Annotated in this window: 24 protein-coding genes, 1 tRNA gene and 2 pseudogenes; 14 read left to right on the top strand and 13 right to left on the bottom strand. The window is 42.4% G+C overall.

The features are described from left to right. Positions 1-41: 41 nt before the first annotated feature. Both VL20_RS24660 and VL20_RS24655 read left to right on the top strand, forming a co-directional pair. Complete coding sequence (locus tag VL20_RS24660; protein ID WP_052278114.1) at positions 42-1,106, top strand: NAD-dependent epimerase/dehydratase family protein; 1,065 nt, start codon at positions 42-44, stop codon at positions 1,104-1,106. Between the two features lie 10 nt (positions 1,107-1,116). Then, on the top strand, positions 1,117-3,342 hold the full coding sequence (locus tag VL20_RS24655; RefSeq protein WP_052278113.1) for a hypothetical protein: 2,226 nt from the start codon (positions 1,117-1,119) through the stop codon (positions 3,340-3,342). 41 nt (positions 3,343-3,383) lie between these two features. Here the strand turns inward: VL20_RS24655 and VL20_RS24650 are convergent. After that, a tRNA-Ala gene (locus VL20_RS24650) sits at positions 3,384-3,456 on the bottom strand. A gap of 131 nt (positions 3,457-3,587) precedes the next feature. Between VL20_RS24650 and VL20_RS24645 the strand changes: the two genes are divergently transcribed. After that, positions 3,588-4,139 (top strand): 1,2-dihydroxy-3-keto-5-methylthiopentene dioxygenase, encoded by a 552-nt coding sequence (locus VL20_RS24645; protein ID WP_052278112.1) that lies wholly within the window; start codon positions 3,588-3,590, stop codon positions 4,137-4,139. Between the two features lie 170 nt (positions 4,140-4,309). Here VL20_RS24645 and petG read toward each other — a convergent pair whose 3' ends face one another. The 3 genes from petG to VL20_RS24630 all read right to left on the bottom strand — a co-directional run bounded on the left by petG (position 4,310) and on the right by VL20_RS24630 (position 6,616). Further along, the gene (petG, locus tag VL20_RS24640; protein ID WP_002738052.1) at positions 4,310-4,426 is read right to left on the bottom strand and encodes a cytochrome b6-f complex subunit V; all 117 of its coding nucleotides are present in this window, start codon (positions 4,424-4,426) and stop codon (positions 4,310-4,312) included. 260 nt (positions 4,427-4,686) lie between these two features. Continuing rightward, positions 4,687-5,172, bottom strand: coding sequence for a hypothetical protein (locus tag VL20_RS24635; RefSeq protein WP_052278111.1), 486 nt, complete (start codon positions 5,170-5,172; stop codon positions 4,687-4,689). Positions 5,173-5,527: 355 nt separating this feature from the next. Then, a complete protein-coding gene (locus VL20_RS24630; RefSeq protein WP_052278110.1) occupies positions 5,528-6,616 on the bottom strand; it encodes a metallophosphoesterase family protein in 1,089 nt (362 codons plus the stop codon). Between the two features lie 65 nt (positions 6,617-6,681). Between VL20_RS24630 and trmB the strand changes: the two genes are divergently transcribed. From trmB to VL20_RS24615, 3 genes are read left to right on the top strand one after another with little or no spacing between them, the layout of a single operon-like run. Then, complete coding sequence (gene trmB / locus VL20_RS24625; RefSeq protein WP_002801525.1) at positions 6,682-7,317, top strand: tRNA (guanosine(46)-N7)-methyltransferase TrmB; 636 nt, start codon at positions 6,682-6,684, stop codon at positions 7,315-7,317. Between the two features lie 34 nt (positions 7,318-7,351). Next, positions 7,352-7,960 (top strand): hypothetical protein, encoded by a 609-nt coding sequence (locus VL20_RS24620; RefSeq protein ID WP_052278109.1) that lies wholly within the window; start codon positions 7,352-7,354, stop codon positions 7,958-7,960. 19 nt (positions 7,961-7,979) lie between these two features. Next, positions 7,980-8,780, top strand: coding sequence for a tetratricopeptide repeat protein (locus VL20_RS24615; RefSeq protein WP_052278108.1), 801 nt, complete (start codon positions 7,980-7,982; stop codon positions 8,778-8,780). A 136-nt stretch (positions 8,781-8,916) separates the two neighbouring features. Here VL20_RS24615 and glgA read toward each other — a convergent pair whose 3' ends face one another. Continuing rightward, positions 8,917-10,395, bottom strand: coding sequence for a glycogen synthase GlgA (glgA, locus tag VL20_RS24610; RefSeq protein WP_052278107.1), 1,479 nt, complete (start codon positions 10,393-10,395; stop codon positions 8,917-8,919). Between the two features lie 340 nt (positions 10,396-10,735). Beyond that, complete coding sequence (gene dacB, locus VL20_RS24605; protein WP_052278106.1) at positions 10,736-12,160, bottom strand: D-alanyl-D-alanine carboxypeptidase/D-alanyl-D-alanine endopeptidase; 1,425 nt, start codon at positions 12,158-12,160, stop codon at positions 10,736-10,738. Positions 12,161-12,452: 292 nt separating this feature from the next. Here dacB and gorA point away from each other — a divergent pair, with 292 nt between their 5' ends. Then, the gene (gene gorA / locus VL20_RS24600; RefSeq protein ID WP_052278105.1) at positions 12,453-13,805 is read left to right on the top strand and encodes a glutathione-disulfide reductase; all 1,353 of its coding nucleotides are present in this window, start codon (positions 12,453-12,455) and stop codon (positions 13,803-13,805) included. 164 nt (positions 13,806-13,969) lie between these two features. Here the strand turns inward: gorA and VL20_RS24595 are convergent, their stop codons facing one another. Further along, positions 13,970-14,755, bottom strand: a complete 786-nt coding sequence (locus tag VL20_RS24595; RefSeq protein ID WP_052278104.1) for a slipin family protein — start codon at positions 14,753-14,755, stop codon at positions 13,970-13,972. A gap of 232 nt (positions 14,756-14,987) precedes the next feature. On the opposite strand from VL20_RS24595, the gene VL20_RS24590 reads away from it, so the two are divergent. From VL20_RS24590 to VL20_RS31955, 4 genes are all read left to right on the top strand, one after another. Next, positions 14,988-15,473: an allophycocyanin subunit alpha-B gene (locus VL20_RS24590; RefSeq protein ID WP_052278103.1), complete on the top strand. Its 486-nt coding sequence runs from the start codon at positions 14,988-14,990 to the stop codon at positions 15,471-15,473. A gap of 454 nt (positions 15,474-15,927) precedes the next feature. Further along, on the top strand, positions 15,928-16,440 hold the full coding sequence (locus VL20_RS24585) for a hypothetical protein (protein ID WP_052278102.1): 513 nt from the start codon (positions 15,928-15,930) through the stop codon (positions 16,438-16,440). 24 nt (positions 16,441-16,464) lie between these two features. Next, positions 16,465-16,974, top strand: a complete 510-nt coding sequence (locus tag VL20_RS24580) for a tetratricopeptide repeat protein (RefSeq protein ID WP_052278101.1) — start codon at positions 16,465-16,467, stop codon at positions 16,972-16,974. A gap of 333 nt (positions 16,975-17,307) precedes the next feature. Next, positions 17,308-17,484 carry a hypothetical protein gene (locus tag VL20_RS31955; protein WP_167341568.1) on the top strand — a complete coding sequence of 59 codons (177 nt, stop codon included), beginning with the start codon at positions 17,308-17,310 and terminating at the stop codon, positions 17,482-17,484. Between the two features lie 59 nt (positions 17,485-17,543). On the opposite strand, the gene corA is transcribed toward VL20_RS31955, so the two are convergent. From corA to VL20_RS24565, 3 genes and pseudogenes are all read right to left on the bottom strand, one after another. After that, complete coding sequence (gene corA, locus VL20_RS24575; RefSeq protein ID WP_052278100.1) at positions 17,544-18,704, bottom strand: magnesium/cobalt transporter CorA; 1,161 nt, start codon at positions 18,702-18,704, stop codon at positions 17,544-17,546. A gap of 209 nt (positions 18,705-18,913) precedes the next feature. Further along, positions 18,914-20,190: pseudogene (locus VL20_RS24570) on the bottom strand (recombinase family protein). 253 nt (positions 20,191-20,443) lie between these two features. Continuing rightward, a complete protein-coding gene (locus tag VL20_RS24565) occupies positions 20,444-20,737 on the bottom strand; it encodes a hypothetical protein (protein WP_002759475.1) in 294 nt (97 codons plus the stop codon). Between the two features lie 246 nt (positions 20,738-20,983). Between VL20_RS24565 and VL20_RS24560 the strand changes: the two genes are divergently transcribed. After that, positions 20,984-21,193: a hypothetical protein gene (locus tag VL20_RS24560; protein WP_002769840.1), complete on the top strand. Its 210-nt coding sequence runs from the start codon at positions 20,984-20,986 to the stop codon at positions 21,191-21,193. After that, the gene (locus tag VL20_RS24555) at positions 21,183-21,482 is read left to right on the top strand and encodes a PIN domain-containing protein (protein WP_284525913.1); all 300 of its coding nucleotides are present in this window, start codon (positions 21,183-21,185) and stop codon (positions 21,480-21,482) included. The genes VL20_RS24560 and VL20_RS24555 overlap by 11 nt, the downstream gene beginning before the upstream one ends. A 329-nt stretch (positions 21,483-21,811) precedes the next feature. On the opposite strand, the gene VL20_RS24550 is transcribed toward VL20_RS24555, so the two are convergent. Together VL20_RS24550 and VL20_RS24545 are read right to left on the bottom strand one after the other, a co-directional pair. Next, positions 21,812-22,648 (bottom strand): metallophosphoesterase, encoded by an 837-nt coding sequence (locus VL20_RS24550; protein WP_052278099.1) that lies wholly within the window; start codon positions 22,646-22,648, stop codon positions 21,812-21,814. A 111-nt stretch (positions 22,649-22,759) separates the two neighbouring features. Beyond that, on the bottom strand, positions 22,760-23,995 hold the full coding sequence (locus VL20_RS24545) for an LL-diaminopimelate aminotransferase (RefSeq protein ID WP_052278098.1): 1,236 nt from the start codon (positions 23,993-23,995) through the stop codon (positions 22,760-22,762). 153 nt (positions 23,996-24,148) lie between these two features. Here VL20_RS24545 and VL20_RS24540 point away from each other — a divergent pair, with 153 nt between their 5' ends. Further along, on the top strand, positions 24,149-24,361 hold the full coding sequence (locus VL20_RS24540; RefSeq protein ID WP_008200026.1) for a DUF2839 domain-containing protein: 213 nt from the start codon (positions 24,149-24,151) through the stop codon (positions 24,359-24,361). Positions 24,362-24,482: 121 nt separating this feature from the next. Here the strand turns inward: VL20_RS24540 and VL20_RS24535 are convergent. Then, positions 24,483-24,704, bottom strand: a pseudogene (locus tag VL20_RS24535) (NAD-dependent epimerase/dehydratase family protein); the annotation flags it as partial. Positions 24,705-24,741 lie beyond the last annotated feature (37 nt).

Here is a 24,741-nt window from a genome sequence, read left to right as displayed (position 1 = left end):
ATTCAAAGTAACCTATAAATACTAATCAAGATTGTACAATTATGACTAGGCAAGTGTTAATTACTGGCGGTGCGGGTTTTGTGGGTAGTTCTTTAGGTTTAGGATTAGCCCAACGTTATCCCGATTGGAAAATTATCGCCTTAGATAACTTAAAACGTCGCGGTTCTGAATTAAATATTCCCCGTATCAAACAGGCGGGAATTGAGTTTGTTCATGGAGATGTCAGAAATGCGGAAGACTTAGAAGCATCCGCTTTGCCAGTGGATTTAATCCTAGAATGTTCGGCAGAACCTTCTGTTTTAGCTGGTTATACTTCCCCAGGCTACGTTTTGCAAACTAACTTAATTGGAACAATTAACTGTTTAGAATTAGCTAGACAAACCCAAGCCGATTTTATTTTTCTCTCCACTAGCAGAGTTTATCCTATCGCCTATCTTAATCAATTAAACTATACAGAAAAAGATACTCGTTTTCAGTTATCTGAACAGCAAGATTTACCTGGGGTTTCTGCTTTTGGTATCGCGGAACAATTTCCCTTAGATTTGCCCCGTTCTCTCTACGGTTCCACTAAGTTAGCATCGGAATTGATTATTAATGAATATGGGGATGCCTACGGATTAAGAACTTTAATTAATCGCTGTGGAGTTTTAACTGGTCCTTGGCAGATGGGAAAAGTTGATCAGGGAGTTTTTGCCCTTTGGGTGGCTAATCATTACTTTCAGAAGTCCTTAAAATATATCGGTTATGGGGGTACAGGGAAACAGGTTAGAGATTTTCTTCATGTAGCTGATTTACTCGATTTAATCGATATTCAGATTGCTAATTTAGAACAATTCAAAGGGCAGACTTTTAATGTGGGTGGTGGGCAAGATTTTTCCTTGTCCCTTTATGAAACCACAAAACTATGTCAAGAAATCACGGGCAATAGTATAATGATTGAGGCAGTTCCCGAAAATCGCACTGGAGATATGCCAATTTTTATCACTGATTCCCGCAAAATCAGTTCCATAACTGGATGGCAACCCCAGCGAGACGGTAGAAAATTAATCCAAGATATTTTTGATTGGATTAACACCCACGAGAAGGAATTAAAAGGTATTTTTTAACTCAAAAATTATGCACAAAAAATCTCTCAATTCACCTGTATTCGTCAAGGGAATACTAATTATCATCACCGCCTACTTTTTTCTGGCCAATTTGCCTATTATTGATTGGTTAAAAATTGGCTTAGATCCTTCTTGGGCTTTTGCCATTAGTGATGCTGCCCATAAACATTTAATTTTTGGTCAAGATATTATCTTCACCTATGGACCCCTAGGCTATCTGGTTCATGGCACATCTTTAAACCACAACTTTTCCCAAATTATCTATTTTCGCTGGTTGATACACCTTTGTCTATTAGGGGTGGTTATTCTCAGATTATTATTTATTAAGGACTATAGCAATCAAATCGTTTTTGTCCTGTCAATTATTTTTGCTACTCTAGTAGGAAATCCCTACAACAGTATCGGCTTTACTGTTGATTATCAGATAACATTTATCCTTTTGATACTCATGTCTTTTGATAACTTTTTTCAAAAGTACATCAATTATTTAGCTATAGCTATTGGCATGATCACTGGGTTCTCTATACTCACCAAACTAACTTTAGGAATTTATCTAGCAGGCAGCCTGTTTATCTACATATTTGTTAATATTATTCGGGGATATTTTCAAAAGTCACCATCGATAGTTATAAAAAATGTTCTCGCTGGTATTAACTTAACTTTAAGCATTCCTTCCATTGCCTTTATTTTTCTCTATCCAGCCTCTTATAACCGAGCCTTTATTCACATTATAGTTAATCTTTGCATTGCTGGAGGAGTAGCTTTAACTCTCTGGTTTATTGTCAGATCCCGCCGCCCATCGGCACCCCCCTTATTAAGAGAGGCAAGGGGTATCAAAGGCAGAATCTATCTTCTATTTAATCAGAACTACTTACTTAACTTCTTACCTCTGTTAGTATTTTATGGGCTTTATGGGTTACTTCTTATCCAAACAATTAATCTCAATAATTTTCCCTCTCTCATCGAATATTTGAGCAATTCTTGGGCATTTTCTTCTGGTTATTCCAGTGCGATGAGTATTGTAGGAAATTACCCGCATTTACTAATTGCTTTGCTCTGTTTTGCCTTAAGTTTGCTTTTAATGTCGCTGGCAATTATAGACCAAAACCCTAGTCTCGCTATTGCCTATATTTTTCCTATATTTTTATCATTTAAGCATGGATTTGTTAGGCAAGATGCTCACGTTGTTGTTTTTACACTTGTGGTTATTGTCTCAGCTTCTCTCTATACAACAATTATTAAAAAATCTCGGTTGAAGAAAATTGCTTATTGTGCTTGGGGAATAATTTTTTTGGGATGTATTATTATCACCTCTAGTCCTAATTCAACCATACTGGAAAATGCTCGCCAGTGGAGTAATTTCAGTCCCGATAGAGTGGTTAATAATATTGGGGTTGTCATTTCCTCTATGCTTAATCCCAGAGAATTAGAAATGCGAGGTGAAAGGAGTACAACTAAAAATTTACAAGTCATTGCTGCCGCTACCAAAATACCCGATTCTGTGTTGGAAAAAGTGCAAGGCAAAACTATTGATATAATTCCCTGGGAATTTTCACTTATTCCGGGCAATCAGCTTAATTGGAAACCGCGGCCGATTATTCAATCCTATTCTGCTTATACAGAAAAACTGGATGAACTAAATTATCAAAGCTTATCTCAATCTCCCAGAGATTATCTGATTTATCACTTTCAAGCTATTGATGGCAGACATCCTTTTTTTGATGAACCTAAAGCCTTTTCCTATGTGGTTTGTAATTATCAACTTGACTCGGTAAATTCCCCCTTCCGCGTCCCCGCAATCAAAACCAACTTTTATCTTCTAGAAAAACAAAAAGTCAGTGGTTGCATTCCAACCCCTCTAGGAGAGACCACTAATATTACTTGGGATCAAGTCTATGAATTACCTACTCGTAATAGTGGGATTACTCGTGTTCAAGTTAAATTTGAATATTCTTGGTTGGGTAAAATAGTCAAACAACTCTTTAGAATCCCTCCTGTGATAATTAACGTTAATTATCTCGATGGAACTCAAGCCAATTTTCGCTTTGTTCAAGACAATTCAGCTAATGGAGTTATCCTTAGTCACCTACCAAGAAATGATCAGGAATTAATGGCATTTTTTCAAGGAAAATTACCACCACAAGTTAAGTCTTTTAGCTTTTCTGTCAGTAATCCTCTGCTATTCTCCCCAGAAATAAAAGTAACACCTTTTTGGGAAGTTGACGCCGGTTCATAATCTTTCTTGAACCTTAAAAAGCGGTTAATATCTCTGGCAAATGGAGAATAGGGAACTCGAATCCCTGACCTCTGCGGTGCGATCGCAGCGCTCTACCAACTGAGCTAATTCCCCAGATATAGACCATAATAGCATTTTTGAGCAGAAAATCCTAGGAACTGGCAAGAGATCGAGGGGCAAAAAATCGAGCGGCTTCTCTCTGGAAAACTTTAAAATGGAAAAAGTAATCTTGAGGATGATAACTAATGGCGATACTACGCTTAGAGAATGGGACAACCTATACCCAGTTAGCCGATATTAGTCTGGAATTGGCCAAATTAAATGTCACTTTAAACTATTGGCCGATCGAAAACGAAGCCACTTGTCAGCTACTTAAGCAAGCTTCTCTCACTGACGAAGAAAAAGAAATAGTTTTAACCAGCTTAGACGGTTATTTTGAGCAACTAAAGCAAGAAGCGGGTTATCAAGCTAGAGATTTAATCGTTTTACACCCTGAAATTCCCAATCTCGACACTTTACTGGCCAAATTCGAGCGCTGTCACACCCACGCTGACGATGAGGTGCGTTATATCATTGATGGGGAGGGGGTTTTTGGCTTTGTCTTTCCCGATGGTTCTCAGGGGGAATTAACTATTCAACCTCAAGAATACATCAATGTTCCCGCCCATAGCGAACACTGGTTTCACCTCACTGCCAGTAAACGGGTTAAAGCAGTGCGTTACTTCACCACTACCGCCGGATGGGTTCCCGAATATACGGAGACTGTCATTCGTTTTCCTAGTTTAACAGCCGTTTAGTTCTTGCTTTTTTGGCGATCGCTCTCCCAGTAAGACAGATAAGTTTTGCGGGGATGGCAACGCCGGCAGCCACAATCTGTTAAGCGGCAAATTTGTCCTGTGGAAAATCTCCCGTCTAGTGCCTAGCTTGACGGGAGATTTTCTCAATTCGGGGGATTGGCGTGATAGATTTAGTCTAAGCCGAATTGATTGCCCCGTTTGTACTGTAAATAGGCGGCAACGAACAAACCCGCTAGGGTAATGGGAATTAAGCCTAGGACAATCCCTAGCACTAAAGGTTCAATCACGTCTGTACTCCTTGGATTAGCAATTTTTCACCCGTATTTTATCCTAGCAGGAGTCGCCCGCGAAAGATAGGGCGATCGCACGTACTTCTTAAGTGGGGTGTTGGGGTGTTGGGGTAGTGGGGTGGTCACTGCGTGCGCGTTGCGGGGGGTAGTGGGGAATCTAGCTGCAATTTCCCTAAATCTCCATCTCCCTAAATCCCTGTTTCCTGACGAACAACTCCCCAAAAGGAAAACTTCACTATTAAGATAACTGCTGTACTTTAGGAGCGATCGAGAAAAAATTTTCTCAATTTGCCTTTACCCCAATAGCGATCGATTTCCTGCCAGAGATTGTGGAGACAAAAAACCACTGCGAGACAGAGAGTAACCGCAAGGATTTGAGAGAAACTTTCCCTTTGCCAAAATTTGGCCATTGCCTCCGAAATTACCCGCGTTACCCGATAAGCTTCCAGAAAACCCTCGATCGAGCCGAGAATCAGTGCTGCTAGGGTATAAACAAAGGTTCGATACAGAACACTAACGTAACGGGGACGATTTTCTAACCATTCTAGCTTCATGGCTGCGTCGAGAATGGCCACGGTTTTTGCCGCAAGGATCGCTCCTACGATCGCTTTACCCAAAACGTAGGTGGTAATCGAATACTCTTCCAGAAATAATTTCATGATCAGAAGAATATAACCGAAAGCCAAGAAAAAAAACAGGGTAAGAGAACCGATTTTTTTAAATTCCTTTTTAAGTGCTTCCATTGATTTTTTTTGATATTTTCTGCCAAGATAGCGGTCGCGCTGCCGGATAGTCCTTTAACTATAAGCTATAGTTAATTATTTGTTGCAGCTATTCTCCCATCTCCACCAGCAAGTTTGAGCGCCGATAACTGAACTGATGCTTGAAACTAATTACGGCTTGCTGAATAAATCTAAAAACCTTGTTGTATAAGACTTTTAGACTTGTTTTCCCTCAAAAAGTGCCGACCTTTGGAGTGATTGGGGGGAAAATTCAGGTACTTTTTCCCTGAAAATTAGGTAATTGACCACCTGAAAATCGGTAAAACCCCACACCCCACACCCCACACCCCACACCCTGCCCCTAGGAAAAGCTTTTTCAGCAAACCCTAATTACGGCTTGATTGTCGATAAAATGAGGATTACCGAGGGGATCGATGGCACTGAAAGCGTAAAAATAACGGCGTGCTAGGGGCGGAAAATCGCTAAAATCGAAGATTGTGTCACCTTTAGCCACATCTGCCCAAAAATTTCGTAATTTCGGGGCTAATTCCTCCGCTAGACTCACGGGAAGATTGAGGGGATGGCAGGTTAATAAACGCATCATAAAAGGATAAGAGCGATCGCCTAACCATTGCCGAGAAATAGCGGGTAAATTCTCCCATCCGGGTATATTTTGCAGATAAAAGGATTCTATGGCTAATTCAACCGTGTTTTCGCAATATTCTAGCACCCGGTAGGGATGGGGATAACTGACGAGGGAACCGGTGGTAATTTCATAGATACCTCTAGTAAAAGCCAGATCCTGCACGTGGAGATGGCCAGTAATCAACAATTTTACGCCGTTTTCCTGTAGTATATCGAGCAGTTCTACCGCATTAGCCAACATATAGCGTTTACCTAATTCATGATTGCTTTGTCCGGGTAAATGCTCGATAACGTTATGATGGATCATCACCATCACTAGATCGTTTTTTAGCGCGGGTAAAATCTGTTTTAACCAATGCAATTGTTCTGCATCTAAACTGCCAATTTGTTTACCTTGATCATCGAATTGATTAGAATTAAGACCGATTAATTGCACTCCGGGTAAAATTTCTTTTTGGTAGTATATTTGTTCGGGATTGCTGTAACCAAATTGTTGATAATAAAAGGGAAAATCTCCTAAACCGATCTGGTTTTCCGTCGCGGTTAAACTCAAAACATCATGATTACCAGGCACCACATAGACGGGGAAGGGTAAAGTGGCTAAACAATCGGCTAACCAACGATGATTTTCTGGTTCACCATCTTGGGTTAAATCGCCAGCAATCAGCAGAAAATCGAGGTTAAGGGTGATGAGATGGTCTAAAACAATTTTTAAAGCTGGAATACTCACTTCCACCAGATGAAAGCGATTAGAATGGTTCAAAATGGTTGTGGGTAAAGCGATATGAGGATCGCTGAGAATGGCGAAACGGAAATTCATCGCATTGAATTGGGCTAAATATCGGTAAACTAGATTGATCGAGGAGAAATGAGGAGAAAATATCTTTGGCTAAAGTTCGCGTTCGTCAGCACGTCAATCCCTTAAGTCATAAATATCGCCATCCGATCGCTCCCCCCGATTGGAATCAAGTTTATCAGGATATGACGCAACCTCTCCATCTTGACATTGGTTGTGCGCGGGGTAAATTTTTGTTACAAATGGCCCAAGTAGAGCCAGAAATTAATTTTTTGGGGATTGAAATTCGTCAACCTTTGGTAATTGAAGCGAATCAGGAACGGGAAAGGTTAGGATTAAGTAATCTCGCTTTTGTTTTTGGCAATATGAATGTTGCCCCAGAAATTTTACTGCAATCTTTGCCCGCGGATAAGTTATTTTGGGTGTCGATTCAATTTCCCGATCCTTGGTTTAAACAGCGTCACAGCAAGCGTCGGGTTGTGCAGCCAGAATTAGTCATAGCTTTGGCTAAGTATATGGTAGCTGGGGGCTGGGTTTTTTTACAGTCGGATGTGGAATCGATCGCCCTGGAAATGACCGAGAGATTTCAAGCACATCCCCATTTTGTTCGGCAACATCAAACCCCCTGGTTAGCGGAAAATATTTTCCCCGTACCGACGGAGAGGGAAAAGTCCACTTATAATAAGGGTCAACCAGTTTATCGCTCGCTTTTTCGAGTTCGGTAGCTTCAGTTAAAATATCTTGGCACTGTCTCAAATCATGGTTATAAATCTCGACTCACCCCTAATACTTGAGGACAATAATCGCCCCCCTGTCTCTCAATTGCTGGAATTTCTCTTAAGCAAAGAAAAAAACAATAAAAAAACTAAAGAAAATCTTACTTTTGAGGCTTTAGTCGGTACTTGGCGATTATACTTTATCACGGGAACTCAAAAAGCGAAAAAGAGAGCGGGGATTGTTTTGGGTAAGGGTCGCTATCTACCATCCTGGTTAAAAATTACCATCTCTTACCAAAGAAATGAGAGTTTAGAACCGGGAGAATTTATCTCTGGAAGCGTCAGCAATCAGATAGTTTTAGGGGCAGTAAAACTATCTGTAAGCGGTCCGGTTAAGTTTTTTCCTAAAACCCGTCTTCTTGCCTTTGATTTTACCCGGCTCAACCTAACCCTATTTAATCTCTCTCTCTATTCAGGTTTTATTAGAAATGGCCAGGTAAGTGAAGCGAATTTTTATCAGGAAAGTATCAAAAAACAGGCATTTTTTGCCTATTTTCTGATCACAGAAACAATGATAGCAGCCCGGGGACGAGGGGGAGGATTAGCCCTTTGGGTAAAAGAGGTAAGTGGGACAAAACTAGCTGAAAAATAAGTTATTAGAGGAGAAATAGATGGGATATTCTATCGAGGTAGATGGGACAAATTTTGACAGTGAAGTGATCGAGAAATCCTATCTAAATACAGTGATTTTAGACTTTTATGCTCTCTGGTGTGGACCCTGTAAATTGGTAAAACCGATGCTAGAAAAACTAGCAAGTGAATATAATTTTATCCTAGCCAAAATAGATATAGATAAAAATCCCGAATTAGCCGAACAATACGATGTGGAAGGAGTTCCCGATGTGCGAATTGTCAGCAAGGGAGAAGTGTTACCCTGTTTTGTCGGTGCTTTGCCAGAAGAACAAATTAGAGACTTATTTTCCCGTCTGGATTTACAATCGGAATTAGAAACAGGATTAGCAGAAATACAAGAAGCGATCGCCCTCGATAATTTGCCCGCAGCCAAACAATTATTTGATCGTCTTTTTCCTAAATATCCCAACGAACAGCGATTAATTATTATGGCGGTAAAATTTCTCATGCGTCTAGAAAAATGGTCAGACGCTTATCGATTAATCAGTGCTATTAAAGAGGAAAATCCTGTTATTAAAGGTTGGAAAACTATCCTAGAATTCCAACAGTTAAAACCAGAAAATAATCCCCTCGATCTGATATTTTTTGCTGGGATTAATTTCGCTTTAAAAGAAGATTATGCCGCCGCTTTAGATAAACTGATCAGCCTGGTGGGAGAAAGTAGAAAATATCGTCAGGATGGCGCAAGAAAAGCCATGTTAGCCATATTTCAGATTTTGGGAGTTAGTCATCCCCTCACCCAAGAATACCAAGCAAAGTTAACATTTCTGCTCTACTAGGTAGGGTTTACTGAAAAAGTTTGTTGGTGGGGTTAGGAGTCGGTCAAAACTAAAGCAATTACCCTAGAAATTTCAACAAATCTATTCCTCGAATTTCTGTTGACAACTGCCAGGGAATTGCTAGAGACAAGACAGTTTATTTGTGGCGAATCATTTCATAGAGGGCAACGTATTCTTCCCCAGGGCGATTCCAAGAGTAATCGCATTCCATACCTTGAATCGCTAATTTTTGGAATTCTTCTGGTTGAGTGTACCACAATTCTAATGCCCGGGACATGGCTGATTCGAGGGCATTATTATCGGGATCAAAAAAGACAAAACCATTGCGTTCTTCCGGTTTGTGATAGGTATCATAATCGCGATCAAAAACCGTATTAACTAAACCACCAACTCCCCGGACGATGGGAACGGTTCCGTATTTTAAGCTGATTACTTGTGTCAGTCCGCAGGGTTCAAAATTACTGGGAACCACAATCATATCGGCCCCCGCATAAATGAGGTGAGATAATTCCTCATTAAAGCCCAATTCAATATGAACATCAGGGTTATTATTGAGGTGATTTTTCTCATGCCAGAACCAGTTATTAATTAACGATTCGGTGGCGGAACCTAAGAGGACAAATTGCGCCCCGCGAGCTAAGGCATAATACATGGCATGGTGAACTAAATGTACGCCTTTTTGGTCATCTAAACGACCGACATAACAAATTAAGGGTTTTTCTGCTTCATCTCTTAACCAGAGTCTTTCTCGCAGTGCCTTTTTATTGCGTGCCTTCTCGGAGAAGCTATCAACACCGTAGGGTGCAGCAATAAATTTATCCACTTCCGGGTTCCAGATATTGTAATCTAAACCGTTGAGAATGCCAGTAAATTTGTGTTGATGCTGGTGAATTGTATGACCTAAACCATAACTAACATCGGTGTGGTGTGCTTCCCAAGCATGGTGAGGTGAGACGGTATTGAAATAGTTGGCAAAAACGATCCCACCTTTCATAAAATTAATCACAAAAGGATTGAAGTTATCGCGCAGTCGGGCATAGCTAAAGTAGTAAGGATCGTTATTTAATCCTGTTGCCCAGAGAATTTCTGCACCTCCAAATCCTTGATGTTTAAAGTTATGGATGGTGTAAAGAACGCGCTGATTGCCCATACCATGATATTTATAAATTTCAAAAAGTAAGGGCGGAATTAAACCAGTTTGCCAGTCGTGACAATGAATTATATCGGGACGTTTATTACTTCTGAGCAAAAATTCTAAAGCGGCTTTAGAGAAGAAGGCAAAACGCATATTATCGTCTTTACAGCCGTAGTAAGTACCGCGATTAAAGAAATTATCCCCCGAATTAGGTTGAATAAAGAAACACAAGCGCCCGTGTACCCAACCACAAAAAACGTTACAGTGAATTGCGCCACCGTACCAAGGCACCCACAGGTCCCGATAAGCCTCGTGTAAGCCCCAAATTTGGTCGTAGCGCATACAATCATACATGGGTAGGATTAGCTCCACGCAATGACCGCGAATTTCCAATTCTCGACTCAATCCATATACCACATCCCCCAATCCCCCAGCTTTAATCACTGGGGCGCACTCAGAGGCAACCTGAACTATATACATATATCAATACTCCGTCGATTAATCTACAGGTCAGCTAGAAGCAATTTTTACAAAAGTATACAAGCTTCTGTGATTAAGTGGGTGGGTGGAATTAAATATAAGATGAACGTAGGTTGGGTTGAAGCATGAAACCCAACCCCCGCTCATGTTACGCTACCGCTAACCCATCCTACAAATAATTGTGCCTCCCTACTTAAATGGCTCGATCGAATTGGTTGCGGGTTGGGGTGTTGGGGTAGTGGGGTGTTGGGGTAGTGGGGGAATTTAGCTGAAATTTCCCCATCTCCCTATCTCCCTATCTCCCTATCTCCCCATCTCCCTATCTCCCGGCTCCTAAAGATTAACAGCGTTTTAACTGTCCTAGGAGCAAAATCACCTCATCGATGCCGTTTCTGAGGGTAGTGGCGGGTTTATCGCTGTTATTGACGGTTATGCTAAAGATTAGGGGTTGATTGTCGGCGGTTTCTAGATAACCTGCGAGAGCGGTAACTCCGGTTAAAGTCCCGGTTTTTGCCTGTAATCGTCCTTCTAGGGGAGTCTGGCGAAATCTATTGGTTAAAGTGCCATCAATGCCGCCAATGGCTAAAGAACGACGATAATCAGGGTTTTCTGCCATTAGTTGTAATATTTGACCTAAAGTCTTGGGTTTAATCAGGTTTTGTCGTGATAGCCCCGAACCATCGCCGATTTTATAACCATCGCTGTTAATTCCCAGTTTTGTTAAAGTTTCTTGCAATCCCGACACACCGCCGAGCATTTGTAGTAGGGTTTCGGCTAGTAAATTATCGCTATTTTTATTGACTTTTTCCACCAAATATGCTAGGGGTTCTGATTCTAAATTGGTGATCTCATAACCGCGAATTTCTGAGCTAATTTCGGCGTTTTTAACGGTAATTCCCGCTTTTTCAAGGATATTACGCCAGCGAGCCAGGAAATACTCCGAAGGTTGGGGAATAGCTAAATTAAAATCATCTTGACTATCAATCGCCAGAGAACCGGTGATAATCAGGCGATTATTGGCTAAATTGCCCTTAATTGCCAGAGTATTCGGGCTTCCTTGCGCTGCGGTGCTGGTTTGATTCTCAATTAGCCATTGTTTAGCGGCAATGGGATCAGACCATTGTAAATCTAAGCTTTGCCCCAATTGTCGCGGTAAAAGCCTTAAATTGACGGAATTTTCGTTTAAAACCAAGCTAGAAGCGGGTACAGCATAGTCAAAAAAGACATCTTCCCATTCCCAAGTTTTTTGACTATCGGAGACGACAAAAGGACTAGCAACGACAATTAAGCGAGAAATTGAGTTAATTCCCCCTGCTTTTAACTTTTCTGCTAATTTCTCTAACTTTTCTGTGGTTATGGTTGCATCTCCCCTGCCGACTAAGGTTAAAGTCTCTAAATCGGGGGGGTTGCCTTGGGCTAAAATGGGGGTTTTCAGACGATAATCGCGGTTAAATTTGCTAAAAGCGGCGGCAGTGGTTAATAATTTCGCGGTAGAAGCGGGAGTAAAAAAGTTATTTTCGTGGAGACTATAGAGATTTTCCTGAGAATTGAGGGATTTTACTAAAATTCCCCAATAAGTGCCTTGATAATCGGGGCGGTCCAAAATGCGATCAATCTCGGTGGCTAAGTCTGCCGGACAGATAAACTGGGAAGGGGGGGAATTGTCTTGACTGATGGGGGTTGCGAGGGTGACGGGATGGTTTACCCAGAGAAATAGGGAACAAGTCCCCAAGAGAAAAGATAATTTCGAGCGGCGTGTTAGCATAGAATTAAATCTTGGCAGTAGATAAATTGACTCTAAGTAGCTGGTTATAATTAAATTAAAAATGGATTTTAGGTTTGATCCCCCCTGCCCCCCTTAATAAGGGGGGTGCCGATAGGCGGGGGGATCTGAAAGTTTTTAATACCTACCTACTTAATTTAGCAGCCTTAGTGACCATATTGTCCTAGTTACTGAATAGATTCACTTAGGGATTGATCCGAGATATTCGCTTCCTTTTTTGCCCAGAAAGTTTCTTGATTCCGTCAAATTTCTATACATTCGCGAGGATATTTTTATGAGTTATGATTTTGATTTATTCGTGATTGGTGGTGGTTCTGGGGGTATTGCCACCGCTAGACGGGCAGCCGAATACGGGGCAAAAGTGGGATTAGCAGAATACGATCGCTTGGGAGGAACCTGTGTTAATCGTGGTTGTATTCCCAAAAAATTAATGGTTTATTCTAGTCGTTTTCCGCAACTATTTAAGGATGCGGAAGGTTACGGTTGGAGTCCAGTAGAGAGTCAGTTAAATTGGCAAAAATTAATTAGCGCCGTTAATCAGGAAACTATCCGTTTAAATGGCATTTATCAAAAGATGCTCGATAATTCTCAAGTGACGATTTTTCCTAATTATGCCAAGTTTATTGATACCCATACCCTAGAGGTAGGAGAGGAGAAAATTACTGCCGATAAAATTTTAATTGCCGTGGGGGGACATCCCGTTAAACCCGATATTCCGGGGATAGAACATACAGTAGTTTCTGATGCCATGTTTCAACTGCCAGAACAACCGAAAAGAATTATAGTTTTAGGGGCGGGATATATTGGGGTGGAATTTGCTGGTATTATGCACGGATTGGGGACGGAAGTGGTGCAGTTAATCCGTAAAGACAAGATTTTAAGAGGGTTTGATGAGGATATCCGCGATGAGATTCAAGCAGAAATGATCCGTCAGGGAATTAAAATTATGCCCGAAACTTTCCCCACTTCGATCGAGAAAACTGCTGAGGGGTTAAAAGTACATATTCAGGGGAAAGAAACTGGAGAAATTATCTTTGTTGATGCCCTAGGATTAGCCGCTACTGGAAGAATTCCTAAGCTGGAAAAATTGGGCTTAGAGAATGTCAATGTCGAGGTAAAAAACGGGGCAATTGTTGTCAACGAGTATAGCCAAACCAGCGAAGACAATATCTATGCCGTGGGCGATTGTACTGATCAAATTAATTTAACTCCCGTCGCCATTAATCAGGGGCGAGCTTTTGCCGATACAGTCTTTGGTAATAAACCCCGGTTAATGAGTTATGAAAACGTTCCCTCGGCAGTATTTTCTACTCCTGAAGCGGCGACGGTGGGATTAACAGAATTGCAAGCCAAAAACCTATATGGTGACACGGGAATTAAAGTTTATCGGTCTAAATTCCGCCCCGGTTACAATGTTTTACCAGGCCGAGAGGACAAAACTTTGATGAAATTAGTTGTCCATCAGGAAAGTGGTAAAATCCTTGGGGCGCACATGGTAGGAGATCACGCCGCAGAAATTATTCAAGGAGTAGCCATTGCCGTAAAAATGGGTGCAACAAAAGCCGATTTTGATGCCACTGTCGGCATTCATCCCAGTGCTGCCGAGGAATTTGTCACCATGCGTTAATTAAGTAGGTAGGCGTTAAAAATTATCAGATCCCCCCGCCTATCGGCACCCCCCTTATCAAGGGGGGCAGGGGGGATCGAACCTAAAATCCATTTTTAATTTAATTATAACCAGCTACTTAACAATTTTAGGTGTGTTAAACCAACCTAACACACCAGAGAAAATTAACCCTTTTGGCTATTGACAATTGAGCCATTTTGTGATGGTTTTTCGGCTAATTTTTGAGCGAGATTTAAGATATCGGAGGGGAGCATAATCACGGTACTGGTGTTATTTTCCGCTCCAATTTCCGTTAACATTTGTAGGCGGCGTAATTCCAAAGCGGCGGGATTTTCCATGATTAATCGGGAAGCTTCCGCTAATTTTAGGGAGGCTTCCTGTTCTGCGGCCGCTTTAATCAAACGGGCCCGTTTTTCTCGCAATGCTTCCGCTTCCTTGGCCATAGCTCGCTGCATACCGGTGGGAATTTCCACATCTTTCATCTCCACCCGTTCGATATCAATGCCCCAAGGTTCGCTAATTTCATCGACAATTTGTTGAACCGCATGATTAATTTTGTCTCGTTTTTGCAAGACATCATCGAGATGATTTTGACCAACTACATTTCTTAAAGTGGTCATGGCCGCTTGATAAACGGCCGCAGGATAGGATTCGACTTTATTAATCGCTTTGCTAGGGTCGATAATGCGATAGTAGAGAACCGCATTAACCTTAATTGTGACATTATCGGCGGTGACAGTTTCTTGCGGGGCGATATCGACGGTTTTGGTGCGAATATCCAGCTGCATTTTTTGGTCAACTAGGGGAATGATCCAGTACAGTCCAGGGCCTTTGGTGTCTTGATAACGCCCTAGACGAAAGATAACACCACGCTGGTATTCTCGATCGATTTTAAAGCCATTTAATCCCAGAATGCCCGCTATCAATAGGAAGGATGCTAAAAATTCCATATTAATTACCAGTTATCGGGTTCAAGTTAATCGGTGTGCGGTGACATCTCAATTGCCATCTCCTCGCTCCTGACCACTAATACATTCATTCTAGACAGTAACCGGGCTGTCGGGGAAACTCATAACGAAATATTACAATTTTTAGGAATTGCCCAACCAGCAGGGATGACTCGACTTCCAGACCCCGACCTGAGATAAACTACAGAATGTTATCAGAATTTACCTTGATATTATGAGCGTAGTTAGCCAAGTCATCCTCAAAGCCGACGACGAACTTCGTTATCCTAGTAGTGGTGAACTACAGGGTATCGGGCAGTTTTTAAAAACCGGTGAGCAGAGAATTCGCATTGCCGAGACTCTCGCTGAAAATGAGAAAAAAATCGTCGATCAGGCTCAAAAACAACTGTTCAAGAAACGTCCCGATTATAGAGCGCCGGGGGGTAATGCCTACGGTCAGCGTCAATATAATCAATGCTTGCGCGATTATGGTTGGTATCTGCGTCTAGTTACCTATGGGGTATTAGCCGGAGATAAAGCACCGATCGAACAAACCGGCCTAATCGGGGTCAAAGAGATGTATAACTCTCTTAATGTTCCCGTCCCCGGCATGGTGGAGGCGATTCGTTGTCTCAAAGAGGCCGCTTTAGGTCTTTTGACTCAAGAGGATGCCGTGGAAGCAGCCCCCTACTTCGACTTTATCATCCAGTATATGTCCTAAGCGATCGGGACAACTCCACGGGCCTGAAGTCTGAAAAGGGGCAATTTTCGTCTCTTTCAGAGTTCAGGCTTGACTTTTTTCAGTGATCAGTAAACAGTGATCAGTGATCAGTAAGCAGTAAACAGTAATCAGTGAAAAGACAGTAGTAAACTGGCATTTGATCAGGCTCACTTAATACATACTGCTCACTTAGGATACTGGCTCTTCGGTTTGTGTTATGCAATGGACGGGGGTTATAAGGGATGGAACCCTTATATAGAAAGGCATTTAGCGATTTTTGTCAATTGTTTTTGCTCTAGAGCGAACTAATCAATTAAGTCTCTTGCCAGATAAGGATTTAGTCGATTTATGCCCCCCTATCGAACCATACCAAGTAACGAAGAACCTTAATACTCAAAACTGATAACTAATAACTCAAAACTGATAACTGATAACTGATAACTGATAACTGATTATGTTTTGGCGTATTATACTACTTACTTTTCTGATTCCATCGGTCTATGGGCTGTTTGGCTGGTCGATCGCCCATGAGCGTTTATCATGGAGTGATTGGTTACTTGCCCGCGGTGATGAGATGAATTGGACTCTCACTAGCGAATGGCTAGAAATCATCATCTATATCCTAGCGGTAGGGGTTATCCTCTCAATTGCCCTAGGATTAACTCTGTTTAGTCACTTAATGCCGGTATTTTTCCGCAGTTGGTTTAAAAACGATATTAGTGCTGTATTATCAATTCTCGGCTGGTCTTTGGCGGTAGTTTTTATCTTCCACAAGTGGGCGGTATTTAGTCGAGTTTTAATCCTCTTAGCCGCCACTATCCTTGGTCGTCTAGAACTTCAGGAAGCAGGTTACAATAGGTGGCAAGTTTTCCTGATGCTCACCCTCCTCTGCTTAGGTAGTTTTGGCTTGGGAATTTGGGCTTATAATCTTTGGGGTCACGAATTTCATCGAGTCACCAATAATTAATCTTATCTCTAATCTTTAAAAAGTATGCCCCAAAAAAATAACGATACGCTCAAACGAGTCTTAATTGTTTCCTCTGGTTTAGTATTTCTGGCTTTAATGGTGGTGCCAACCTTAGGTTTATTGAAAAATAATAATTCTAATTCCCCCCAAGGCAATCAACCCGGGCAAGAGGCAACTATTCCTCCCGAAAAATTAGAAGAAATGGTCAAAGGTTACGAGAAAATTCTCGAACGTGAACCAGATAACCCCACTGCTTTGCAAGGACTAGCCCAAGCTCGTTTACAGTTAAAAGATTTTATCGGAGCCAGAGAACCTTTAGAAAAGTTATATCAAAAATATCCCGACAATCTGGAAGTGATGCTAGTTCTTTATGGAACAAGATTACAAACTCAAGACGTTTCTGGGGCGAAAAGTCTCCTAGAAAAATTAGTCAAAGACTATCCCCAAGAACCAAAATTTAAGGAGGAATTAACTCGTTTAAATCAAGCGATTGCGGCAGCTTCTCAACAGCCACCCCCAGAGACTAAAAAGTAATGAAAAAAGAATTAATTATCGAAGCTGGGCGAAGGGAAAGACAATATCGAGCATTTTTTATTTCTTGACTTGGCCCGATTATCGGCATTGCTTGGGCATTACTGCGGCCATTCTTCGGTAAATTAGCCCGTTTGCCTAGGGATGGTGCTGCCCCCTAGACGACTAGAAAGAAACTTCGCCAATATCATCTAACCCTGACATTAGCTAACTTTGTTAGATAAGAACTTTTTTAGGAATTATGATCGGCCTATAATAGTAACTGTAGTCACCCCTATCCTTTAGCGATAATTCTTGGTTTGGGGTTGATGTCCTTCAGCGCAAGCGAGATTGGTTATGAAAATTAGCGAACTAGAAAACTACTTGGCTCAGGTTAAGTCAGAGATTGGTGACATCGATATCGTCTATCAATGTCACAGCCAGCACTATAGTTGGTTGGACAAAATGAGAAGCCATCAACTGAAAGTGTTAAAAAATACCGCCGACACTAAACTATTAATTTCTCTGCAATAGCCATTTTCTCTTGCTAGATGCCGGCAAGGTAATCCAGTCTGTCTAATCTGCTTAACAGTTTATCTTTTCTTCGCTGTCGATAGGTTCTTAAACCAGCCGCGTCGCCAAAAGAAAATGATTAAACTGAAAGCAACGGTTAGCATCAACACCCAGACGAACACATAGCCCCAATACCATTCTAATTCGGGCATATTATAGGGAGATTTATCAGTATTAAAGTTCATGCCATAAATACCGACAATGAAGGTGAGAGGGATAAAAATAGTCGAGATTACCGTTAAAGTTTTCATAATCTCGTTCATTTTATTACTCACGGAAGAAAGGTAAAAATCCATTAAACCATTGGCGAATTCCCGGTAATTTTCGATAACATCGAGGATTTGTACCACATGGTCATAACAGTCTCTTAGATAGGGTTTAATCGTTGTATCGATGACAATATACTCATCCCGTAAAAGAGCATTGAGGGTATCCCTTTGCGGCCAAATTGCTCGTCGCAGGGAGAGTAATTCCTGACGTAGTTGGTAAATTTTTGATAAAGTCTGCTCCGTGGGACTAGCTAAAATTTCGTTTTCTAACTCCTCGATTCTTTCTCCGTAGGACTCTAAAACAGGAAAATAACCGTCAATAATAGCATCCCAAATTGCGTAGGCTAAATAACCCGATTTTTGCTGCCGGATGGAACCTTTATTTAAACGGATTCTTTCCCTAACTCCCTCTAAAGAATCGTATTGTCCTTCTTCCTGCACGGTTAAAACATAATTCTTCCCGACTATTAAACTGATTTGTTCTAACAAAAAACCCTGATGATCGATCAGGATGGCCATTGGCACTATAATTAAAATATAATTCTCGCATTCTTCCACTTTTGGTCTTTGGGGAATACTGACTATATCCTCAAGGGTTAAGGGATGCAAATGAAAAATTTCCCCCAACTCTTGCAGTTTATCTTCATTACCCAAACCGACGATATCGATCCAAGAGATGGAATCATTGGATAAATATTTAAGACAGTCTTGAGGTAAGAGATTGTTAACTATAGTCGCTTGTTGACGGTTATAATTAATTAAAAATATCTCGGTAGCAACGGCATTTTCATCGATGGTGATTAACCCTGGCATCGTCCCGGGTTGGTTATAGTGATAATCGTAAAGGTGGGGTTTTGTCCGGGAGGATTTTCGCCCTTTTTTATACCTAGTTAATCTTTTGTTATTGCTCATAGTTGAGATCGATCGCTGTTGGCCTTTTTCTTAGCATTGATCACTCAAAAATTCCTCAATTTTTAGCTAACTTTAAGATTGTCCCAGACTGTTAAGTAGTTGGTTATAATTAAATTAAAAATGGATTTTAGGTTGGCTCCCCCCTGCCTCCCTTGATAAGGGGGGTGCCGATAGGTGGGGGGATCTGAAAGTTTTTAATACCCACCTGCTTAAAAAACGAAGATTAAACGTAAATGCCAATTATTAGCCGTTTCTCTCTCGATTTCGATGCGACGGATAAACTCGCGAAAATAAAAACGACGCTCGATTTCCGATAAATCTCGCCAAAATTGCGGAAAAGCAACGGCACGAGCGATAATAGTCAGGTTATCGGGGGGTAATTGGTCTAAACGTCCTTGAATCTGTGCGATCTCGTTTTTAAGTTTATAGGCCCTGAGATTAGCCGTTTCTTGATCTAAAATTCCCGCCGCTTCTAGGGAGGGCAATTGCGACAAAATATCGTTTTTTTGCCCTATTTCCTCGCTCATTCCCCGTTTGATCGTCTCTAAATCAGGTAAAGATATCTGAGCGATCGTCGCTGGTAGGTCTTGACAAATGCGCTCGATTGTGCTACGAAGAATTTTTTCATAAGCGATCGCCGAACATTTTTTTGTCCGGGGACATTGCAAAGGTCGCAAATAGAGGTATTCTGTGCCTTTTCCTCGCGCTGTCACTTTGGTAATCGTCATCCCCGATTGACATTGATTACAGACGACTAAACCCGCTAAGGAACGCGGGGCGCTGGCACTGCGGGGGGGTAATTTGCGATTATTTCTCAGGATGCGATCGATCTGGGCTGCTTCTTCCCGGGAGATAATCGGGGTGTGGGTATCGGGGATAATATCTTGACCGAGATAGCACAAATCACCGCGATAAACGGGATTAGTTAGCCATTTATGGGCAGTAGCTACCGATATCTTTTTGCCGTAGCGTTTTTCTAGATAGCGCACCGTGGAACGCAGGGAAGCGGAAATCAAAAAGCGATCAAAAAAGTCTTTGACTACCGGTGCGGTACTGCGATCGAGTATATAACGCTCCTTGCCACGACGATAACCGTAGGGTGCTTTTCCGGGGGGAGGCAAAGCTTGCAGACGATTGTGAGCGTGACCTGCTTTTAAACGATTACTTAGTTCGTTTTTTGATATTTCTTGCAGAATCTTGGCAAAATTCAGCTTATAATCTGGGTCTTCTAGGGCAATTATATCTATGTCGAGGGCTTCTAAGGATTGTAAAATTTTGCTAACTTCTGTGCCATTGTCTCCCAATTCTGCTAGGCGACGTAGGATCAGCAGTCGGGGGGAGTTCCTTGACAATCGCGGAGCAGTTGCTGCCGTTGTGAGCGATCGCCAAAATCCTGATACACTTGTTCGGGAGAATAGGTCGAAATCGAGTTATCGGGGGGACTATCAAGCAGGGGATTGGTATAGGTGTAGGCGATAATTTTCATGTTTTGCCGAAATCCTGGTATAGATAAGCTGTACTGCCTTGAAACCGCGTCTTGAAAAGTTTAGTACAAATGCTCGAACTACCTCTCCCCGCTCCCAACTCCGGCACTCATAGACAGTCTTAACCAGTAATTTAGATAGTCAACAGCTTACCTGCGGGCGAATGGAAAAGGAATTTCTGTCCATCTCCCTAACCCCCGCCAGCTGGCGATCGTTCCGCTAGACTTGGCAATTTCTAGGCCGGGCGCGATTCGTCTAGGGAGAGGGTAAAGAGCGAAGGAAAACCGTGAGTATGGCGGTAATAATCGCGACGGTTACGGGGATAATCAGCGATTTCGCCCCTTTTAAATCGGATATATCCTTAACTAGCCCCGATTGTTCGTTTTCTAGCCTTTCTAACCGCTTATCCATTCCCTCGACTTTCTCGATTAATTTTGCCTGTCCTACCTCTAGTTTTGTCAGGCGATCATCGATTCGATCGATCTTTCCCTCGATCCGCGTCAGGATGGCTTCTAGGGAATAGGTGACGGTTTCTCCCGATTGACTCATAAACTAAATTCCTTGTTGCGGGGGATACTTCGCATTCTATCACTCCCGAAAGATGGCAGAATTACCAATCCAGAGGCAACGGCAACGATTATCAGCCTACAATATTACTAGGCGATCGAATAATCTCCGAAATTCAGATGAGTCAATTAAGATCTATTTCTGGGAAAAAGTTCGCCAAAATTTGAGAACGTCATTGAGAATTCAAGGTAGCCATCACATTTACTGTATTACTCGTTAAGACTGTCTATGAACCATCGTCAACAATTAATTCAAGAACTCGAACAAGCACCTGATGATCTAATAGAAACCGTATTAAATTTTTTACATCGAGTTCAGGCAACAGGCAACAGTCATCCTCTGGCCAAGTTTTCAGGCATTTTAAGCGATTCAGAGGCACAAGGACTACAACAAGCCATTAAAACAGAATGTCGTCAGGTAGATGTCAATGAGTGGTGAAATTGCCTTAGATACTTCTGCAGCAATTCGTTTTTTAAATGGAGACGTAGGGGTTACTAAAAGAGTGCTGGTACTACCAGAAATCATTTTACCAATGGGTGTGGTGGGAGAGTTACTATTTGGTGCGGAAAATTCCACGCGCCCCTTACAAAATTTACCTCGTTATTTGGATTTTATAGAAGCCTGTACGGTTTTACCATTGGGGAAAGAAAGGCTCTTCGTTACTTGTTATGGTTCGATAGGGGGGCATAAATCGACTAAATCCTTATCTGGCAAGAGACTTAATTGATTAGTTCGCTCTAGATAAAAAACAATTGACAAAAATCGCTAAATCCCTTTCTATATAAGGGTTCCATCCCTTATAACCCCCGTCCATTGCATAACACAAACCGAAGAGCCGAAAGAAACTGCCTCGGTTTATGCTCAAACTCGGTTAGCTTTGAAGCGCAAAGGACGACCCATACCCATGAATGATCTATGGATTGCTGCTCAATGTATAGAAAATAATTGGGTATTAGGGATCAGTAAAAAAGTAAACAGTGAAAAGACATTAGGAAACTTCTATTTAATACTGTTCACTGAAAACTCAAATCTGACGACTGATCACTGATCACTGATTCAAGACTGACTGCCGTTGATCAAAGTAATTACCGTCACTTCGGGGGGACAAAAAAGACGACCGGGAAAATAGGTTCCTAAGCCTCGATTGACATATAATTGATTTTCCCCGACTCGATGAAATCCCTCGGACCATTGCCAGTATCGGACTACTCTGCTAAACTGCCGGTGAAGGGGAACCCATTGACCATAGGGTTCGGGCAGCGATCGCCTAAGTTTCCCTAAAACTATCGGTAGGGAACCGATACCGGGGATAGTCACTTGACCTCCGTGGGTATGACCGGATAACTGCAAATCCACGCGCCAATCCTTTAAAATCATGGCTGTATCGGGATTGTGGGAAAGAACGAGTCTGGGTATATCGGGGGAAATTTGCTCGAGGATTTGCGGGAAAAATTCCCCGGACCAATAATCGGCCAATCCGACGATGGGAAAATTTTCGCCGTAGGGTGTGGCGATTTCATTCCAGAGTACCCGAATTCCCACGCTAGTTAAGGCTGATCTCACCGTTTCCCTGGCGTGGGGAAGATAACTGTCATGATTTCCTAAACAAGCATAAATACCCCCTTGACTTTCGAGAGCTTTTATGCTATCTACCAGGGTAAAAATTGGCTGGGGACTATCGGTAATAAAATCCCCCGTCAGGAAGATGAGATCGGGTTTTTCCTGATTAGTAATGGCGATCGCTTCTTGCAGGACAGCTACAGGCAAATGCTGTTCATCGCAGTGCAGATCTGACCACTGCACCAACTTGATCCCTTGCAGATGTGCTGGTAGGCCAGCAATTGCGATCGTTAATCTTTCTACCTGTAAGGATTCTAACCAAAAGGGTCGCATCGGTGAGCCGTTGTCGGTGAGTAGTTACCGAAAAATTGGGTGTGTCAACAGTCTATCAATTCCCGATGGGGTTGTTGGGGGATGCTTCCGCAAACATCCCTCTTTTGACCATTAGCCTTGAAATTTATCGATAATTCTCTCCATAGCGGCCTCGACGTTGGCACGACTATTAAAAGCCGACAGCCGGAAATAACCCTCTCCGGCGGCCCCAAAGCCGGATCCAGGGGTTCCCACCACATTACAGGTATGTAGCAGTTTATCGAAGAAATCCCAACTCGATAGACCCTGGGGCGTTTTTACCCAAACGTAGGGCGCATTTACGCCGCCATGGACTTCTAAACCAGCAGCGGTTAATTTTTCTCGGATAATTGTTGCATTTTGTAAATAAAACTTGACAAGTTCTTGTACTTGTGCTTGTCCTTCTGGGGAATAAACCGCCTCGGCCCCCCGTTGGACAATGTAGGAAACGCCGTTAAATTTGGTCGATTGCCGACGATTCCACAGTTTCCAGAGTTGCACATCGCTGCCGTCGGCCGCTTTGGCCATCAGACTTTGGGGAACCACGGTTAAAGCGCAACGGGTCCCGGTAAAACCGGCATTTTTAGAAAAAGAGCGAAATTCGATCGCACATTGCCGCGCCCCCTCGATTTCATAGATGGAGTGGGGTAAACTGGCATCGGTGATAAAGGCCTCGTAGGCTGCATCAAAAAAGATAATCGATCCGTTGGCCCTAGCATAATTAACCCAAGCTGTCAAGTGTTCTTTGGTAGCCGTGGCCCCGGTGGGATTATTGGGAAAACAGAGATAGATTAAATCGACTTTTTCCGTCGGAATCTGGGCAGTAAAGTTATTTTCGGCGGTAATTGGCAGATAAATCAAGCCCTCGTATTCGCCGCGTTCGTTGACCTCTCCCGTGTGTCCAGCCATAACGTTAGTATCGACGTAAACGGGATATACTGGGTCAGTAACAGCGATCGAGTTATTATCTCCAAAAATATCGAGAATATTGCCCGTATCACACTTAGAACCGTCGGAAATAAAGATTTCATCGGCATTTATATCACAGCCGCGAGCCTGAAAATCATGGACGGCGATTTTCTCCCTTAACCAAGCATAACCCTGTTCGGGCCCGTAACCCTTAAAGCTAGAGCGATCGCCCATTTCCTCCACTGCTTTGATCATGGCCTCGCGACAAGCTTGGGGCAAAGGTTCGGTGACATCGCCAATCCCCAGACGGATAATGTTAGCATCGGGATTGGCTGCCGCAAAAGCTTGGACTCGTCGGGCAATTTCCGGGAAAAGATAACCCGCTTTTAGTTTTAAGTAATTACTGTTAATGGTTGCCATAATTATTCTCGTTTCAGTCGCAACCTTTAATTTTATAACAGTCGGTCATCAGCCGTCAGTTTCGATCGCCCCCCTGCACGCAGTAGGATTGGGTGTAGGCGGTTGTCTTTCGATATACAATCAGAGAAAAACCTCTTAATAACTGACATTAGTATGGGTGAATCAAAACGTCGTCAATCGGCCCTGGGTGATAAGTATGGACAGGAAGAAAATATCCTGCCTTGGCTACCGATTACCAAAAGTCAAGCATCCCAAGCTTACAAGTTAACCACTAGGGGTGCCTGGATTGGTATAGGAGTTTTAGCCGGGGTTTGGCTAGTTATTCGTTTTGTCGGGCCGGCCTTCGGTTGGTGGGATGTCCAATAACTGGTTAAAGCTGCGTCAGTTTGGGGGTTAGGGTTTTAGGGTTTTAGGGTGTTGGGGTTTTAGTTGAAATTCCCCCACTTCCCCACTTCCCCACTTCCCCACTCCCACCAAAAAATTAATTTTATTGGTTTGCCAAGATCTGGTCATCGATCGCCCAGTCTATTTCTTGCCGATCGCGACCGGAAGCGAGATAATCATTCTGGAAGGAGTCTGTTAAACCACTGACGAGATCATATTCAGGCTGCCAGTTTAACTCCCAGGTAGCTTTATTGATATCAGCGTAAAAATGTTGAACCCGCAGGGGGAAAGGTTTCTTTTTGCCGAAGTCAAATTTTTTGGGGTTAACCACAGAAACCAAAAACCTACCTAAAGCTTTTTAA

It is taken from the genome of Microcystis panniformis FACHB-1757 (genome assembly GCF_001264245.1).
Classification (GTDB): Bacteria; Cyanobacteriota; Cyanobacteriia; order Cyanobacteriales; family Microcystaceae; genus Microcystis; species Microcystis panniformis.
This window is presented reverse-complemented; position numbering and strand designations above follow the sequence as displayed.